We start from the raw sequence: 16,352 nt of genomic DNA, 5'->3' as shown, positions 1-16,352 counted from the left end.
CATTATAATGCAATGAGCCCATAAATAGAAGCAATATAAAGCCGTGTACAACCCCCTTATAAGAATTAGTACACGGCTTTACTCTTCATTCTTACTAAACTCTTCAATGCTTTGACCACGAAGGAGTAAAATTCCATATGATGACCGAAAGCACACCAAATATGATCCAAATCCACATTCTCATTTCTCTCCTTTCTAGCCCTTACCTTACTTTTTACCAAAAACCTTTGAGTAATAACAAAACTTCTGATTACTTTTATTCACCTTATGCTCAAGATGCTGATCTGATACAAGAATTGAAATTCCCTAAATAATAAGAAAAAGAGCCCTTCATTTTGAAATGGCTCTCTTTATCACTACTTCACTCAAATCCTTAAGATTTGTGCCTAATATATATCGTGGTAAACCACGAATTGTAATTTTCTTCTGTATACAATTTTCCCTTTATTCTTATTTGATTTACAAATTACTTGAGTAAATACCAAGTTATTAAGAGATGATAGATAAAGCTCTGATGCGCTGAACTGAGATCAAGTTCAGCAATTTCTGCGATTCGCTCCAGTCGATATTTTACCGAGTTTCGGTGAATATAAAGTTGCTTGGCCGTCTCCTGCATATTCTTTCCTAATTCAAGATACCTATATAGGGTTTTTAAAAGCTCACTCCCTGTTTCTTGATCATAGCGGAGGAGTTTTCCTAGTTTTTTTTGAAATAAATCGGAAAGCTCCTTATTCTTCACGGAATCTGCTAATATTTCGTATATTTCTATTTTTTCATAGGGAACTAAGCCATATTGCGCGTACGTCTTCGACGTAATTTCTAAGGCCTTTCTCGCCTCAAGATAACTTTGATAAATGTTCCAGAGGAAACATTGAGTCCCCATTCCGATATGAATTCGCGTTTTTGCATCCCCCAAAGACTGATCAATCCATAACTTAAGGATATCTAACCAAGGGGTGTCTTCATCTTTCATTGAAGGCAATAAAAAGAGAATTTGGGTTCCTCTTCTTTCCATTTGGGGTTTCAGTTTCATCCGTTGCCCTTCACTCATCACTAAAGCCTTTAATTCAGAAAGAATTGACCCATCTAAATCGGAATTAATGCCTTCAACAATTCCAATTTCCCAGAGTTTATCTGGATCAATATCCAGCTGACACCCCTTTTTCCGAACCTCGAGTTCCGAAGGAGGTAACTCTGAAAGAAGTTCATCAATAAAGTTCCCTCTCAACCTTGCTTCTGTCTGTTCAGCAGTCTTCATTCGCATTAGCTCTAACGAAAATACGATTCTAGCCTGATCAACACAAACCTGTTCCATCGCATCTAAGGATTCCTTATTCACAATAACTTTACCGGCAACTTGCTTATTCACCATGATGTCCCATTCTAAACAACCTGTTGTATTCGGAATTATCTCCTTGGGCGCTTGGGCAAGTACATTGCCGTCGCCGTCTAAAATAGAAATTGGAACATGTAATAAACCGGATACATTGTCGGCAAGAGCCTGGATACCCTTATTTTCCAGTACCATGTTTGTTAACGTGGTCCCAATTTCTTCTGCTCGACTTAAAAGTACCCTTTGCCAATTAAGGACCAACTCCATCACCGACTGCGTAATATCAATGAATGAAGTCTCCACAGGAACGGAAATTAACGGTAATTGATAACGATTGCTAAGATCTATCATTTCATCGGGAATCTGCTGAATAAATTGCCCCGGTTTGAACACAAGAGCAGCAGCTCCGGCTTGAGCCAAATCCTCAACTAACTTTGTTAAAAGATTCGGTTCATTATGGCTAAAAGAGGTTGTCGTGAGAAGAATTTCTCCTTCTCTAAGCCATGGTTTAATTTCCGGTACTTCCATATTATCAATGGAGCGGACAATCCGGTCTAAACCTTCCAGCCCGCTCACGACTTTTGCATCCTTAAGAATCGGGAGGTGCAATATTTCCTTAACTGAGACACCTTGTTTTTGGGGAATCGACTCCATAACGACACCTCCTTTGATAAATTTCTTTATTAATGCGTGGTTTTTTGTTAAGTTAATCATACGAAGTAATTTTAGGAGAGTGCAGCCATGAAAAAAATTGAAGCAATCATTCGCCCTGGAAAACTCGATGAGGTCAAAAATGCTTTATCCGAATTGGGCATAAATGGCATAACAATCAGCAATGTCTTAGGATGTGGTAATCAGAAAGGTTACACCCAAATTTACCGTGGGCAAGAAGTCCTGACCCGTCTTTTACCTAAGGTAAAACTTGAAGTTGTAACTTCAGATGAAAAACTCGAACACGTCATAACGACCCTCATTGCTGCTGCTAGAACCGGTCAAGTTGGAGATGGAAAAATATTTATTTCTCCTATTGAAGAGGCTATACGTATTCGCACGGGCGAACGCGGAACAGAAGCGCTCTAAGATCCTTTTACATGATATAGTTCTCGCTATATTCAAAGTCGGGGTAAGCATTTTCTCCATGCTGGGTTAAATCAAGCCCATTGACTTGCTCTTCATCTGTTGCTTTTAAAGGCGTAAAGACCGCAATCACCTTTAAAAGGAACCAGGTTATTCCTCCGACAAACGCATAAGTCACAACTACAGCAAGCAGTTGAATGAGAAGCGCTTCAAATCCTCCCCCATTGATGAGACCATTTTTACCTTGGGGATTGAGGGAGAGATCGGCAAATATCCCTGTAGCAATTGTCCCCCAAGTTCCTCCAATACCATGAATTCCAAAAACATCGAGAGCATCATCATAACCCAATCTCGTCTTTAAAACACTAACCCCTAAATAACAAAGTCCTCCGGCAACAAATCCGATCAAAAGGGCACTAGTTGGAGAGACAAAGCCCGAGGCGGGTGTGATGGCGACCAACCCTGAAAGGGCGCCGCTGATCACGCCAAAGACGGTAACTTTACGATGCTGAAACCACTCGATGAGAGCCCAACCTATCAACCCAGTTGCTCCTGCTAGCTGAGTTGTCACAAAGGCCAGGACCGCAATCGAATTAGCCCCCATCGCTCCACCTGCATTAAATCCAAACCAGCCAAACCACAAAAGTCCTCCCCCTAACAGCACATTTGGCATGTTATGGGGTATGGCTAAATCTTCTTTACTTCTTAACCGTCTACCCACAACAAGCGCTGCCACCAATCCAGAAACACCCGAAGCCATTTCAACAACAGTTCCTCCTGCGAAATCCATCAGTCCGAGATTTCGCAACCATCCCCCTGTACCCCAGACCCAATGGGACAGTGGAACATAGACAACAATAGTCCATAGCGCAGTGAAGAGTAAGAAGGCAGGGAAGCGCATTCTTTCAGCCATTGCTCCACTGATAACAGCTGGCGTAATAATGGCGAACATGAGTTGAAACAGAAAGAAGAGTAGATGGGGAATGGTTGGAGCATAATCTGGGTTTGGGTTTAACCCCACTCCCTTTAAAGCAAACCAATCAAAACTCCCCAGCAAATGTCCATGATCCGTTCCAAAAGCCAAAGAATATCCGAACAAAGTCCAAATTACCGTGACTACCCCGATAGCTACAAAACTTTGCATCATGATCGAAAGTACATGGCGTTTTCGCACCATTCCCCCATAGAAAAAGGCCAATCCCGGAGTCATTAAAAAAACAAGTGCGGTACTCATGAGCACAAAAGTGATATCTCCAGTATTGAAATTCATGCCGAAAACCTCCTTAAAAATAAGAGCTAAATCAAAAGAAAAACAAAAAGAGGCTCTAAAAAAGCGAATGCTTTTCTAGAGCCCCATTGCTCTCACTAAATCATAAATGTCTTAGCGATTTTGATTATAGCACGAGCTCAAAGAGGCGTCTATAGGTTTGAACTTTTGAATACTGTATACTATCTCGTTAATTCACCTTACCCTACCTTAGCTCTGACTAGAGCGCTTGTTCTCCAGTTTCCCCTGTTCTAATTTTTATGACATTTTCGATTGAGGTAACAAAAATCTTTCCATCTCCAATTTCTCCTGTCCTAGCGGCTTCAGTAAGAACTTTTATGACTTCATCGCAGTTGTTATTGGATACAACGACTTCGATTTTCACTTTCGGAAGCAAATAGGTCGAATACTCTACTCCGCGATAAACCTGAGTATGTCCCTTCTGGTTTCCCGCTCCGATGACTTGGCTAACCGTTAGTCCTTTCACCCCACATTGATCTAAGGCATCTTTAACATGATCTAACTTACCCGGGCGGATAATCGCTTCTATTTTTTTCATGTCATTCCACTCCCTCTTTTACTGTTTTGTACTGTTTTAGCAAAATCTCTTTTTAATGAGACGGTTGTTTACTGATAATTGGATTAAAAGCCATTGATTTAGAAGGAACTACGGATAACAAAATTTCATTGCCAATAAAATCTGAATACGCTTCTTCTCCATGCATGGACAAATCCAATCCTGTCTCCTCTTCTTCATCAGTCGCCCGTAATTTTATAAATACTCCAACCCCTTTTAGAATGACGAAAGTTGCAGCAGCTGCAAGAACAATCGTGACAACAACACTTAAAGCTTGAATTCCTAATTGTGTAGGATTGCCATACAAAAGGCCATCAGCTCCGGCAGGATTGATTGTTTTGGTCGCAAATAACCCTGTTGCTAAAGCCCCCCAGATTCCGCCAATGCCATGGCAGCCAAAGGCATCGAGTGCATCATCATAACCTAATTTCGCTTTAAGAACGCTCACTGCAAAGTAGCAGATAATTCCTCCGACCAAACCGATTAGGATAGATGCCATTGGAGTAACAAATCCTGCGCCAGGTGTAATAGCAACTAAACCAGCGACTGCACCACTTGCCGCCCCAAGAACCGTTGGTTTCCCGCGATGGAGCCATTCTGCAGCCATCCAAGCTAAAGCTCCTATCGCTGCCGAGGTATTTGTTGTGACAAGAGCGATTCCTGCTAAGCCATTCGCTCCGAGAGCACTCCCAGCATTAAAACCAAACCAGCCGAACCAAAGTAACCCTGCCCCCAAAACCGTCATTGGAATTTGATGAGGAGCCATCGGTTCTTTCCCATATCCCTTACGTTTACCCAGGACTAACGCCGCAACTAAACCGGAAACACCGGAACTAATATGAACAACTGTACCTCCTGCAAAGTCGAGAGCTCCCATCGTACGAAGGAATCCGCCAACGCCCCAAACCCAGTGAGCCAAGGGGTCATAAACGAAGGTCATCCATAAGAGAATAAAGACCAGGAAAGCGGGAAATCTCATCCGTTCCGCAATCGAACCTGTAATTAAAGCGGGTGTAATGATGGCAAACATCATTTGAAAAGCCATAAAGACAATAAAGGGAATCGTTGCTGCATAATCAGGATTAGGATCAATACCTACTCCGGAAAGGCCCAACCAGTTTAAAGCACCGATGAAACCGCTTTGATCTGGACCAAAGGCTAACGTAAAACCAATTACAACCCATTGAACTGAGGCTAAAGCCATAATAATAAAACTATGCATGGTCGTACTTAATACATTTTTCTTTCTGACCATACCCCCATAGAAAAGAGCCAAACCTGGAGTCATCAGAAGAACCAAAGCCGTTGAAATAATAATAAAACTGGTATCCCCGGTATCAATCACCGAGCCGTCTGCCGCAAAAACCGATGCAGGAAGCGCTAACATACTTATAAGAGCAATTAATAAAGTCCATAATTTTTTCATTGTTTTACCCCCTTGTTTATTTATCCCCCAAATTACGTGTGAGTCTTCTTGCCCATTCAGTAGGGCATCACCTCCTTAACAGTTTGACTTGAGATCGATTCTTCTGTATTTTTTTAAAAAAGAAGAGAGCACACCTATCCTTACGGATAAGGGCTCTCTTAATCACTTTTTACTCTCCAAACAATAGTTTGGTGCCCACTCATATGAAGTGACCTTGGTCACAGATTTTACTCTCGACTTCGAACTCTAAAACTCTAAAACTCTAAAACTCTAAAACTCTAAACTTCACCTGAACACGCTTCTCAACTAAACCCCTCGTAAAATTAGCAAAAAAAATAGCGCCATATAATTATCTGGTCATCCCAGATAACTATATGGCGCCTTTGCCATTCTTGAGAATTCGCAGGAAGTGAATATCACTTCGCTTTCGATGACCTTATTATAGCGTATACTTAAGCATCCGACTAGTCATTTCTTTTAAAAACACTGTATACATCATGAGAAAACTGATCGATCTTATCTTGGTTTGGTATTTCAAGATCATACAGCGTGTACTTCAAACCAAGTTTTTCCCATTTGTGAATTCCTAAGGGATGGTAAGGAAGCAACTCAACATTTTGAACTTGTGGCGATAAAGCCTGAACAAACTCTTTTAACTTTTCTCGATGCTGATCCGTATCATTGATCCCAGGTAAAACAACATACCGTAACCAAAGATCCGTTTTCTTTTCTTTAATCAACTGAAGAGCCTCATGGAATTTTTGAGTCTTCTGGCCCGTTATCCACGTATAGTTTTCTTCATTTAAACCCTTAATGTCTAAGAGGAAGAGATCAGTATAGGGGAGAACCTTATCCAATGCAGAAATATCCACCCAACCTGAAGTATCCACAGCAGTATGAATCCCCTCTTCTTTACATCTCTTTAAAATCGCCGCAGCGAAGTCGGGCTGAAGTAGAGGCTCACCCCCTGATAAAGTGATTCCTCCCTTTTCCCCAAAATAGGATTTAAAGCGAAGTACTTTTTGAACGACCTCCTCAGAATCGATTTCTTGTCCACCCTGACAATCCCAAGTATCCGGATTATGACAATACCGACATCTCAGAGAACACCCTTGAAGGAAAACCACACACCGAATTCCAGGTCCGTCCACCGTTCCAAAACTCTCGATCGAATGAATTCTTCCCTTCATACGTATCCTCCTTTGCTTATAGTCAGAGCTTGTGGCTTTCGTTTGATATCACTTTAAGCTAATCTCTCCAGGATTTGCTTTACATCGTTCACTCTGTAAGCTTCGCGGACCAGACTAGCGCTCAAGCCCTGCGCTCCGACGGGTACCCGCCAAAATCGCCGTCCATGGCTCTGTTGGCGGTTGGAAACGTCCTGTTCCCAACCCGTCTCCTCTACGTACTTTTCGAGCAGTCTGGTAACCGCTTGCTTAGAAGCCGTTCTCTCCTGTAAATCAAAATCCTTCGGCTGTTAAGGGTTTCTTTACTAAGGTAATTCTTCGAAGGTTTAACAATTCTTCGGAGCGAGTTACGATTACAGTCTTGCTTACATTCTTTCGAAAAACGTTCTCTTAATAACCTCAAGTTGATGCGCCTTACTGAGCTTCGTAAAATGCACAGCATAACCGGAGACCCTGACCGTTAACTGAGGATAGTTTTCAGGTTCTTCCATAGCCTTCTCTAATAAGGCTCGGTCCATGACATTAACATTTAAGTGGTGAGCCCGTTGACCAAAGTAGCCATCAAAAAGCTGGATTAGGTTTTTCTCCCGCTCTTCTGGTGCTTTACCTAAAGCTTTAGGTACGATTGAGAACGTATTACTAATTCCATCCATACATGCTTCATAAGGGAGCTTCGCAACGGAGTTCAAGCTTGCTAAAGCGCCATTTGTATCGCGTCCATGCATCGGGTTCGCCCCAGGTGCAAAGGGTTCTCCTTTTTTACGTCCATCCGGTGTAGCCCCTGTTTTCTTACCATACATGACATTTGACGTAATAGTCAAAACTGAAAGCGTATGCTTAGCATGGCGGTGAGCAGGGTATTTCTTTAAATTTTCACTAAAACTTTTCACGAGATCCACGCCCATTTGGTCGACACGATCATCATCATTTCCGTATTTCGGGAAATCGCCTTCAATCCTAAAGTCGATGGCGATCCCTTGTTCATTGCGAATCGGATAGACTTTAGCATACTTGATGGCGCTAAAGGAATCTACAACCACTGAAAAGCCAGCAATTCCAAGAGCCATAACCCGTTCCACGTTACTGTCATGCAAGGCCATTTGTATTCTTTCATAGGCATATTTGTCATGCATGTAATGAATAATATTGAGCGTGTTAATGTAAAGTTTAGAAACCCAATCTTGAAGAAAATCAAAGTTCTCTTTTACTTTATCGAAATCGAGCACCTCATCCTCAATAGCAGGAATTTCCGGTGTTAATTGTTCCCCTGTTTTTTCATCTTTACCGCCATTGATAGCGAGGAGTAATATCTTAGCGAGATTTGTTCGGGCGCCGAATAACTGCATTTGATAGCCGATCTTCATTGCGGAGACACAGCAGGCAATCCCGTAATCATCCTCGAAATACTCACGCATCAAATCATCATTTTCATACTGTATAGAACTGGTATCGATTGAAGCCTTTGCGCAAAATTGTTTAAACGTCTCAGGCAAATCCTTTGACCATAAAACCGTCAAGTTCGGTTCAGGAGCCGGACCTAAATTATAGAGGGTATGCAGAAAACGATAGGAATTCTTGGTGACTAGGGTCCGACCATCTACTCCCATCCCCCCAATAGATTCCGTAATCCACATGGGATCTCCCGCAAAAAGTTCTTCATATTCAGGAGTCCGAAGTTCACGAGCCATCCTTAACTTAATAATAAATTGATCCACAATTTCTTGGGCTTCCTTCTCTGTTAAAACCCCCTGTGCTAAATCCCGTTCTACATAAATATCAAGGAAAGTGCTTACTCTTCCCAGTGACATCGCTGCGCCATTTTCTGCCTTGATTGTAGCAAGATAAGCAAAATACACCCATTGAAAAGCTTCTCGAGCATTCTTAGCCGGGCGAGTAATATCAAAACCATACGTTGTCCCCATCTCGATAAGCTCATGGAGCGCTTTAATTTGTTCTCTGATTTCTTCACGCAAACGAATGTTTTCCTCATTCATGGGAACATTGACCAAGACCAATAAATCCGCTTCCTTGGCTTCAATTAAAGTGTTCACTCCGTATAAGGCCACTCTCCGATAATCCCCTATGATTCTTCCCCGCCCGTAGGCATCCGGCAATCCCGTGATAATAGCATGGCCTCGCGCTTTACGCATTTCTGGGGTATACGCATCAAAAACACCATCATTATGGGTCTTCCGATATTTTCTAAAAAATTCTTCCTGTGTTTTGTCCATATGAACGCCATACGCTTCACAGGACTGTTTGGCCATTCTTAAGCCCCCAAAAGGATTAACAGAACGTTCTAGCGGTTTCTCTGTCTGAAGACCCACGATAACTTCATTCTCCTGTTGGATATATCCTGGGCCATAAGCATTGATTCCTGTCACCCGGTTCGTGTCGATACTTAACACGCCACCATTATCTCTTTCTTTTTTCAAATACTCTAGACATTGTGCCCAGAGAATCGCCGTTTTCTCCGTTTTAGTACTCAGAAATTGATCATCACCTAAATAAGGTGCATAGTTCGTTTGAATAAAGTCACGGACATCAATTTTTGTTTGCCATGAACCCTCTTTGAAACCCTGCCATTCATTCTTTTGTTGCTTTTCTTTCAGTTCCTGCATCGTCTTTTGTTCCATCTCTTTGTGCATCCCCTTCACATTTCGCTTTTGTGTAGGAAAATAAAAAACCGCCTGAACGATTATTTTACATTCCTGTAAATAATCGCCCAGGCGGTCGGCATTTCTCCAGTTACACTTCATCGTAGTTAAGTCTACAATATTTCCGCCAGTCATGTAACCGTTTCTCTTAATGGATATTCACTATTATAATCAAGGCTTTACCTTCTGGCAAGAGGTACGGACTAAGTCGCAAAAATCTAAATAAACAAAATTATCACACATTAGCAGCCTGATCCTTCTCACTCACGAAACTTTTCCCATAAACCAAAGTCCCTAATGCCGTAAGAACAACATTAACAACACAATATTGGCTATGGGCAAAACCAGGACAATTATCACAAATATTTTGCACCGCTTCAAAAGCGTCATGGAGCTCCATCTGATTATACCGCTCCGGTACAATCGGAATACTCCTGAACATCTCTAAAATGTCCTTAGGTAAATCATCAGTAGATTTTTGACCCGTTTCTACTGATTTACTCATGATCTCCTTGGCAACATATAACTGACACAGAGGTGTACACTGGCATCCAGGATTACATGCATTATCCATTTTTCGAAAAGCCTGGAATGCACTTGCTTTAGTAAAATTCATGATTTTTAATCTCCTCTTCCTATTCTATCATTTATGGCTATTTTATTATATCTACTTACTTTATTCAAGCACGTATATTTTTATCACTTAGTTACTATAGTCAAGTCCTACTTTCTACTAAAGAACGTTAAAAAAGGTCCTTGAATAACATCTCGTCGTTCAAGGACCTTTAGCATTAAATCATTAATCAATAGTTAGTAACTCTGATAGATAGCCTTACGCTGTTGATTTCGTGCGAAAACAGATAACACATAGTTTATGACAAAGTAAGTTAAGGCAATCATTCCGAACAGGGTAAACACTTGTGCGGTTGATCCGAACTGTCCCATAATGATTAAACCTTTCCCTGTCAGCTCCTCTACGCCTACAGCCCAGACAAAAGAAGTATCCTTAATTACCGTAATAAACTGAGAAACCAATGGAGGAATCATCTTACTCAGCGCTTGGGGCAAGACAATGTGAAACAAGGTCTGTACATACGAGAACCCTTGTGATTTAGCGGCTTCCCACTGGCCCTTACTGATTGATTTCAAACCACCCCGTACAATTTCGGCAATGATAGCTGAAGTAAAAATCGTCATCGCCAATATTCCAGAATTTAGCGGCTTTAGGGTTGTCGCAAAGCGCATCACTAAGATGAACAAAAGCAAAGGAATGTTACGGACGATCTCAACATAGACAGCAGCAATCTGAGAGATAATAGGTTTTTGAGAATAACGAGCAATACCTAGGATTGTCCCAAAAATAAAGCTAAACAGAATCGTCATGAACGCTAGGTAAAGCGTCGTAACTAACCCTTGCCCTAAAAAGCGGAAGACATAAGGCTGAAATACTTCCTGCATTACATCGACACCTCCGTCTTACGCTCCAGATGTCGCGCAAATTGGGCTAAGGGGAAGCATAAGGCAAGATAAAGCAATCCTACCGTCACATAAGCTGGACCATAATAAAGGTTATCCGCAGACCATGAATCTGCATGATACATCAATTCTCCTCCAGCAACCATGGCTAGGACGGAGGTATTCTTAATCAAACTCACAGCTTGATTCGTGAGAGGAGGTAAAACGACCTGAGCAGCCTGAGGTAAAATGATATACCGCATCGCTTCCCAAAAAGAAAACCCTTGGGATAAAGCGGCTTCCATCTGCCCACGATGAATCGATTCAATGCCGGCTCTTACTACTTCCGCAATATAGGCTCCATGATAGATTCCTACACCCAATACCCCGACCGTTAAAACCGGAAGCATAATTCCCAAATGCGGTAATCCGTTATAGACAAAGAAGACTTGAATGACCAGAGGAGTATTTTGAATAAATTCAACGTACACACGGTTTACGGCCTTGAAAATCTTATTATGCGTCGTTCCCAACACCCCAAACACGATGCCTAAAACCAAAGCTAGAGCGAGTGCTAGGACAGAGGCTAATAGGGTATTGCCAAATCCCTCTGCAAAAATACGCCAATCTTGGAAGAGTGCTTGCCATTTAAACCAGGCAAATGGTCCAACCACGTTTACAGACCCCACTTCTTAATAAGTTTATCAATATCACCGGATTTTTTGAGCTCACCCACTGTATCATTTACAATCTTTGCTAGTCCATCATTGCCCTTTTTAGTCGCAATACCATATTCTTGGGGGCTAAACTTATCAGGTAACAGAGCTGTAGAATCATCCAGGTAACCAAAGAGAATCGAGCGGTCAACGGAGAACGCATCTACCCGTCCTGAATCTAAAGCGGCTTTAATTTCCGGATAAGTTGCAAATTCTTGGAACGTAATTTTAATTCCTAATTTATCAGCCTCTTCTTGAACTGCCTTTTTACTAGTTGAGCTCTGAGCCACCCCAATTTTCTTTCCGTCTAGATCTTTCAACCCTTGGGCCCCAGAAGCCTTTTTAACGAGTAAGCCTACACCGTCTGTATAGTAGGGGTCACTGAAGTTGTAGCTATTTTTACGTTCTTCCGTAATCGTAAATGTCGAGATATCCATATTCACGTTACCATTATCGAGGAGCGGACCCCGCGTTTTTGCCGTAACTGCCGTAAACTCAACTTTTTCTGGATCTCCAACAATTTTCTTAGCCATTTCATGGGCTAGATCGATTTCAAACCCCTCAATTTTGCTCGTTTTGGGATCTTTATAGCCAAACTTAGGTACATCAACTTTAACCCCAACCTTTAATACACCGCTATCCTTGATCGCTTTGACATCAGATGAAACCCCGGAATCAGCACTGCTTGATCCTGAAGGGGTTGCAGTATTCGAACCACACCCTGCTAACAGGCTTCCAACCAACAAAGCACTCATCATTAAAACTCCAAACTTCTTCATAAAAAAACCTCCTTTATTCTTTCTTCTAATTGGGTCTAACGAATAATCCGGCTTAAAAATTGTTTAGTCCGTTCATGCGTTGGATTTGCAAAGAAATGTTCTGGGGTCCCCTGTTCTAAGATTTGTCCATCATCCATGAACACCACGCGGTCAGCAACTTGCCGGGCAAATCCCATTTCATGGGTAACCACAACCATGGTGATTCCTTCATGAGCTAAATCAACCATGACGTCCAAGACCTCTTGGATCATTTCTGGATCCAAAGCAGAGGTAGGTTCATCAAAGAGCATAATTTTTGGCCGCATATTCAATGCTCTCGCGATTGCGACCCGTTGCTGCTGTCCACCAGAAAGCTGAGATGGATAAGCGTCTGCCTTTTGCTTTAAGCCGACTCGATCCAAAAAGGCCAATCCAGACTCTTCTGCCTCATCTTTAGGAATTTTTTTAATTAAAGTAGGGGCAAGAGTAAGATTTTCTAAAACCGTTTTATGTGGATAGAGATTAAATTGTTGAAAAACCATAGCCACAGATTGACGGATTTTAGCAATCGGAGCTTTATGAGCCGTGATTTCCACCCCATCAACTGTAACCTTGCCTGAGCTAGGCTTTTCTAATAGATTCATACAGCGTATAAGGGTACTCTTACCTGAACCACTGGGACCGATCACCACTAACTTTTCTCCCGATCCGACCTTAAGATCGATCCCTTTTAGTACATGTAATGAGCCAAAATGTTTATGCAACCCTTCGAGTTCAATCACTGGTCTTTCCTCCTACTAGCCTCTTATAAACGTAAATTAAAGTATAGTAGCTTAAATCTAGCATTTACGCTATAACACAGCAAGCCATTCTACTAAAGAATACTGTATACTCACAAATGCATGTACCCTAGCCCCACCCGACAATGTTCAGAAAGAATATTTACAGAAGTACGCCCAAATATGGCTATTGCAATCCAATCATTATCAGTCACCATCGCAATCTTTAGGGCAAAACTGGCATTGCTATTGGTATGCACGAAAATGCTATTAGTGGCTTCAAGCGTTGCATGGACTACTGCATGAATTGCTTTGGGGTCTTTTTTGATCACTCCCGTATTCAGGGCAGCCGAGATAACGGAATGAGTGAGTTTTCCTGTAGGCTGAAGTGTTGCTACCGTCCCTCCAATTTCAGTAACTGCACAATTTAGATTCTCAGCTATAAGCTTCTGTTTTACCTCATTTTCTTTTTCTCGAGTATCTGTTAAAACAAGGAAGAGTGCCTCTCGTTCCAAAGAAGGCCTAACCCCATAATTATCACTACGTTCTTTCATAAATAAAGCCCCCTTAAAAATAAAACGCCGTACAATTCCCTGGAAACCCAGGGGTTGTACGGCGCCATTGCCTAATGATGTTTCATTCTACTCTATATTCCGAGCGATTGTCTAGACGTTTTAGGAAAAAACAATGTATACTTCAATACTCCAATTATAGCGTCTCACGGATAATCGCTGACCAGTTCTTCCCTTTGTATGCATTATATCCTCTGGTATGTGCGTATCCATATATTATAGAATTTCCGCTGGCATCATTTTCTAAAAAATCTCCATACGTCTCACCATTTATGGCGCGTTGAGCCGCTTCTAAATGCTTTAGATTCTCCTGGAGAATTCCTTTACGATTTCGGCTAGCAATAATATAGCCTTCTTTATTGATAATCCAAATATCTCCGTTTTTCCCAATTCGGGCTGAATCAATAATATCGTAAATGAACTTCCAATTAAAACGGGTTGAGAAATACCCGAGTATCCCACCCTCATCACTATAAATGGGACAAGTATATGCGACCGTATAGAGATTATCAATTGAAGATAAATATAAATCACTTACGGAGATTGCGTTTACTGCTTTTGCCTCTTGAAACCACTCTCGATTAGCCATGCTTTTGCCAATGAGTTCACGATGGACCCCTGCAGCGGCAATATTTCCTTCAGTATCGAGCACAAACAGATCCATATAGACTTCATAAATATCCACTAGTATCTTTAAAAGATCATTGGCTACCGTAATCCGCTTAGGATCAGTTGAACTGAAACAACTTTTCACTTTATCGAAGCTCGCCCAGGCCTGAGCATCACAGTTACGTTCAAAAAGATTACGGTCAATCTTATCAATCGTATCGTAAGCTACATCTGCGGTACGCACAGCCATAATTTCATTAGCTTTAGACTGGATATTTTCTACAATTTGTGTACTTTCCTTTGTAGAGGCTAAACTACGGGTTGCCAATTTTTTAATTTCATCGGCCACAACGCTGAAGCCTCGACCAGCCTCCCCTGCCCTTGCCGCTTCAATCGCAGAATTGAGAGATAATAAGTTCGTATGCTTAGCGATTTCCTGAATAGAATGGATAACCGTTCCCATCTTTTGATTAGCCTCTTTAAGCTCAATCATTAAAAATGACGCATCGAGCTCGAGTTGATTCTGATTCGACATGATTTCTGATTCCCCCCCTAGTTCTTGATTGAAAAAAGACAAAAAGGCACCCCAAGAGTTTTACCTCCTGAAGCGCCTTTGCTTCTCAATGGATTGCAAACTGTATCGATCTTCTAATAATTATACTTGGAGAAGCTTTAAATACAACCCAATCATGTGCTAAATATTGTATACATTCGCCAATTGATTAACTTAGGACTTTTGAAAAACTAGCAAAGACTTCAGGACAAAGCTTGTGCTCATTGACGAGGCCCTGAATAATCTCCATTGCTTTTAACTGTGGAAGGGGTTGTCTGTACGGACGCTTCTCCGTAAGTGCCTGATAGACATCACTTAAAGCGATAATTCGTTCAGGCAGACTTAACCGTTCTCCGGGAATCCCTTCCGGATAACCTTTTCCATCTAAAGTTTCATGATGATTACCTGCCCAATCACGAATCGTTTCTAAGCCTTTAATCTTTGCCAAAATAAGCTTGGTATAATAGGCATGACTTTTTATTCTTTGATATTCCAATGGTGTTAGCTTCCCGGGTTTATCTAATATACTATTGGGAATCGTTAACTTACCGAGATCATGGAGTAAAGCACTAATTTTAAGGGTTTTCAGTGTCCTCTGATCCAGCTTAAAATATTCACCCAAGCGCACCGCCACCTGAGTGACCCCTTGAGAATGTTCATAAGTAAAGGGTGATTTGTTATCAATAATCCCTGCAAAAACCTCAGCGATTAGCTCTAAGTGATCAGGGCAAATGGCCCAATTGATATTAGGGCGAATCGTCCGCAGTATTTCTGGCAAGTAAGTGGAGCTGTAATCCAGCCAAAATATTTCTTTGCTCTGAATAGAAAGTAACGCTTCAACAAGCAAAGGGTTAAAGTGGATACCTGACCTTTTCTGCAGAGCATTTTGAATCCCCGATCGATCATTGTAGATTGAACCCAGTTCCTGGAGAAGAACATCGGATTGATCGGCTAGATAGATTATTTGAGCACCTAGAGGAATAGAAGAACCCGCTAGTTCGAAGAGACCACTTCCATCCCAATTTGCATGATGCCATCTAATATATTCTGCAACATTGACCGGCAAAGGCAAGAGTTTAACCATTTGAGCACCCGTCTGACAGTGCTTTACCAAAAGGGAAATATCTTGGTGTGAATCTGCTAAAGAGGTCGTCATCCCAATATCATGTAAGAGACTGGCCGCAAAAATATCTTGAAGTTCTTCTTCCGAAAGATTTAATTCTTTTGCAATGCACAACGCAATATAAGCTGTCCGCTGCGCATGCTCAAAAGTTTTGTTTTCTGCGACATCTAAGGCCAAGGACAGGCCCTCAAGCAGTTCACTTGCGTTAATTATACTCACTGATATTCCCCCGCCCGAATATTGATAACTCAGTCCATTGTAAA

15 protein-coding genes and 1 riboswitch are annotated in these 16,352 nt (G+C 41.7%); of the genes, 1 reads left to right on the top strand and 14 read right to left on the bottom strand.

Annotated elements, in window-relative coordinates; all coding sequences use genetic code 11:
• Positions 1-466 precede the first annotated feature (466 nt).
• Positions 467-1,987 (bottom strand): PucR family transcriptional regulator, encoded by a 1,521-nt coding sequence (locus tag DESME_RS02670; RefSeq protein ID WP_006717424.1) that lies wholly within the window; start codon positions 1,985-1,987, stop codon positions 467-469.
• Positions 1,988-2,074: 87 nt separating this feature from the next.
• Between DESME_RS02670 and DESME_RS02665 the strand changes: the two genes are divergently transcribed.
• On the top strand, positions 2,075-2,413 hold the full coding sequence (locus DESME_RS02665; protein ID WP_006717422.1) for a P-II family nitrogen regulator: 339 nt from the start codon (positions 2,075-2,077) through the stop codon (positions 2,411-2,413).
• 7 nt (positions 2,414-2,420) lie between these two features.
• On the opposite strand, the gene DESME_RS02660 is transcribed toward DESME_RS02665, so the two are convergent.
• The 13 genes from DESME_RS02660 to DESME_RS02600 all read right to left on the bottom strand — a co-directional run bounded on the left by DESME_RS02660 (position 2,421) and on the right by DESME_RS02600 (position 16,308).
• A complete protein-coding gene (locus DESME_RS02660) occupies positions 2,421-3,680 on the bottom strand; it encodes an ammonium transporter (protein ID WP_006717419.1) in 1,260 nt (419 codons plus the stop codon).
• 217 nt (positions 3,681-3,897) lie between these two features.
• Positions 3,898-4,236, bottom strand: coding sequence for a P-II family nitrogen regulator (locus DESME_RS02655; protein WP_006717418.1), 339 nt, complete (start codon positions 4,234-4,236; stop codon positions 3,898-3,900).
• Between the two features lie 52 nt (positions 4,237-4,288).
• Complete coding sequence (locus DESME_RS02650; protein WP_006717416.1) at positions 4,289-5,680, bottom strand: ammonium transporter; 1,392 nt, start codon at positions 5,678-5,680, stop codon at positions 4,289-4,291.
• A gap of 464 nt (positions 5,681-6,144) precedes the next feature.
• On the bottom strand, positions 6,145-6,870 hold the full coding sequence (pflA, locus tag DESME_RS02645; protein WP_006717414.1) for a pyruvate formate-lyase-activating protein: 726 nt from the start codon (positions 6,868-6,870) through the stop codon (positions 6,145-6,147).
• A gap of 362 nt (positions 6,871-7,232) precedes the next feature.
• Positions 7,233-9,503, bottom strand: a complete 2,271-nt coding sequence (pflB, locus tag DESME_RS02640) for a formate C-acetyltransferase (RefSeq protein ID WP_025248621.1) — start codon at positions 9,501-9,503, stop codon at positions 7,233-7,235.
• An 80-nt stretch (positions 9,504-9,583) separates the two neighbouring features.
• Positions 9,584-9,669, bottom strand: a riboswitch (ZMP/ZTP riboswitch).
• 90 nt (positions 9,670-9,759) lie between these two features.
• Complete coding sequence (locus DESME_RS02635) at positions 9,760-10,140, bottom strand: hypothetical protein (protein ID WP_006717410.1); 381 nt, start codon at positions 10,138-10,140, stop codon at positions 9,760-9,762.
• A gap of 194 nt (positions 10,141-10,334) precedes the next feature.
• A complete protein-coding gene (locus tag DESME_RS02630; protein ID WP_006717408.1) occupies positions 10,335-10,982 on the bottom strand; it encodes an amino acid ABC transporter permease in 648 nt (215 codons plus the stop codon).
• Positions 10,982-11,653 carry an amino acid ABC transporter permease gene (locus DESME_RS02625; RefSeq protein WP_006717406.1) on the bottom strand — a complete coding sequence of 224 codons (672 nt, stop codon included), beginning with the start codon at positions 11,651-11,653 and terminating at the stop codon, positions 10,982-10,984. The genes DESME_RS02630 and DESME_RS02625 overlap by 1 nt, the downstream gene beginning before the upstream one ends.
• 2 nt (positions 11,654-11,655) lie before the next feature.
• On the bottom strand, positions 11,656-12,474 hold the full coding sequence (locus tag DESME_RS02620; RefSeq protein ID WP_006717404.1) for a transporter substrate-binding domain-containing protein: 819 nt from the start codon (positions 12,472-12,474) through the stop codon (positions 11,656-11,658).
• 35 nt (positions 12,475-12,509) lie between these two features.
• Positions 12,510-13,235 (bottom strand): amino acid ABC transporter ATP-binding protein, encoded by a 726-nt coding sequence (locus DESME_RS02615; RefSeq protein WP_006717402.1) that lies wholly within the window; start codon positions 13,233-13,235, stop codon positions 12,510-12,512.
• 110 nt (positions 13,236-13,345) lie between these two features.
• Entirely contained in the window at positions 13,346-13,786 is a 441-nt protein-coding gene (locus tag DESME_RS02610; RefSeq protein WP_006717401.1) for a HutP family protein, read from the bottom strand.
• Positions 13,787-13,940: 154 nt separating this feature from the next.
• Positions 13,941-14,948: a methyl-accepting chemotaxis protein gene (locus tag DESME_RS02605; RefSeq protein WP_006717399.1), complete on the bottom strand. Its 1,008-nt coding sequence runs from the start codon at positions 14,946-14,948 to the stop codon at positions 13,941-13,943.
• A 187-nt stretch (positions 14,949-15,135) separates the two neighbouring features.
• A complete protein-coding gene (locus DESME_RS02600; protein WP_006717397.1) occupies positions 15,136-16,308 on the bottom strand; it encodes an HD-GYP domain-containing protein in 1,173 nt (390 codons plus the stop codon).
• Positions 16,309-16,352: the final 44 nt, after the last annotated feature.

Source organism: Desulfitobacterium metallireducens DSM 15288, from assembly GCF_000231405.2.
GTDB lineage: Bacteria > Bacillota > Desulfitobacteriia > Desulfitobacteriales > Desulfitobacteriaceae > Desulfitobacterium_A > Desulfitobacterium_A metallireducens.
This window is presented reverse-complemented; position numbering and strand designations above follow the sequence as displayed.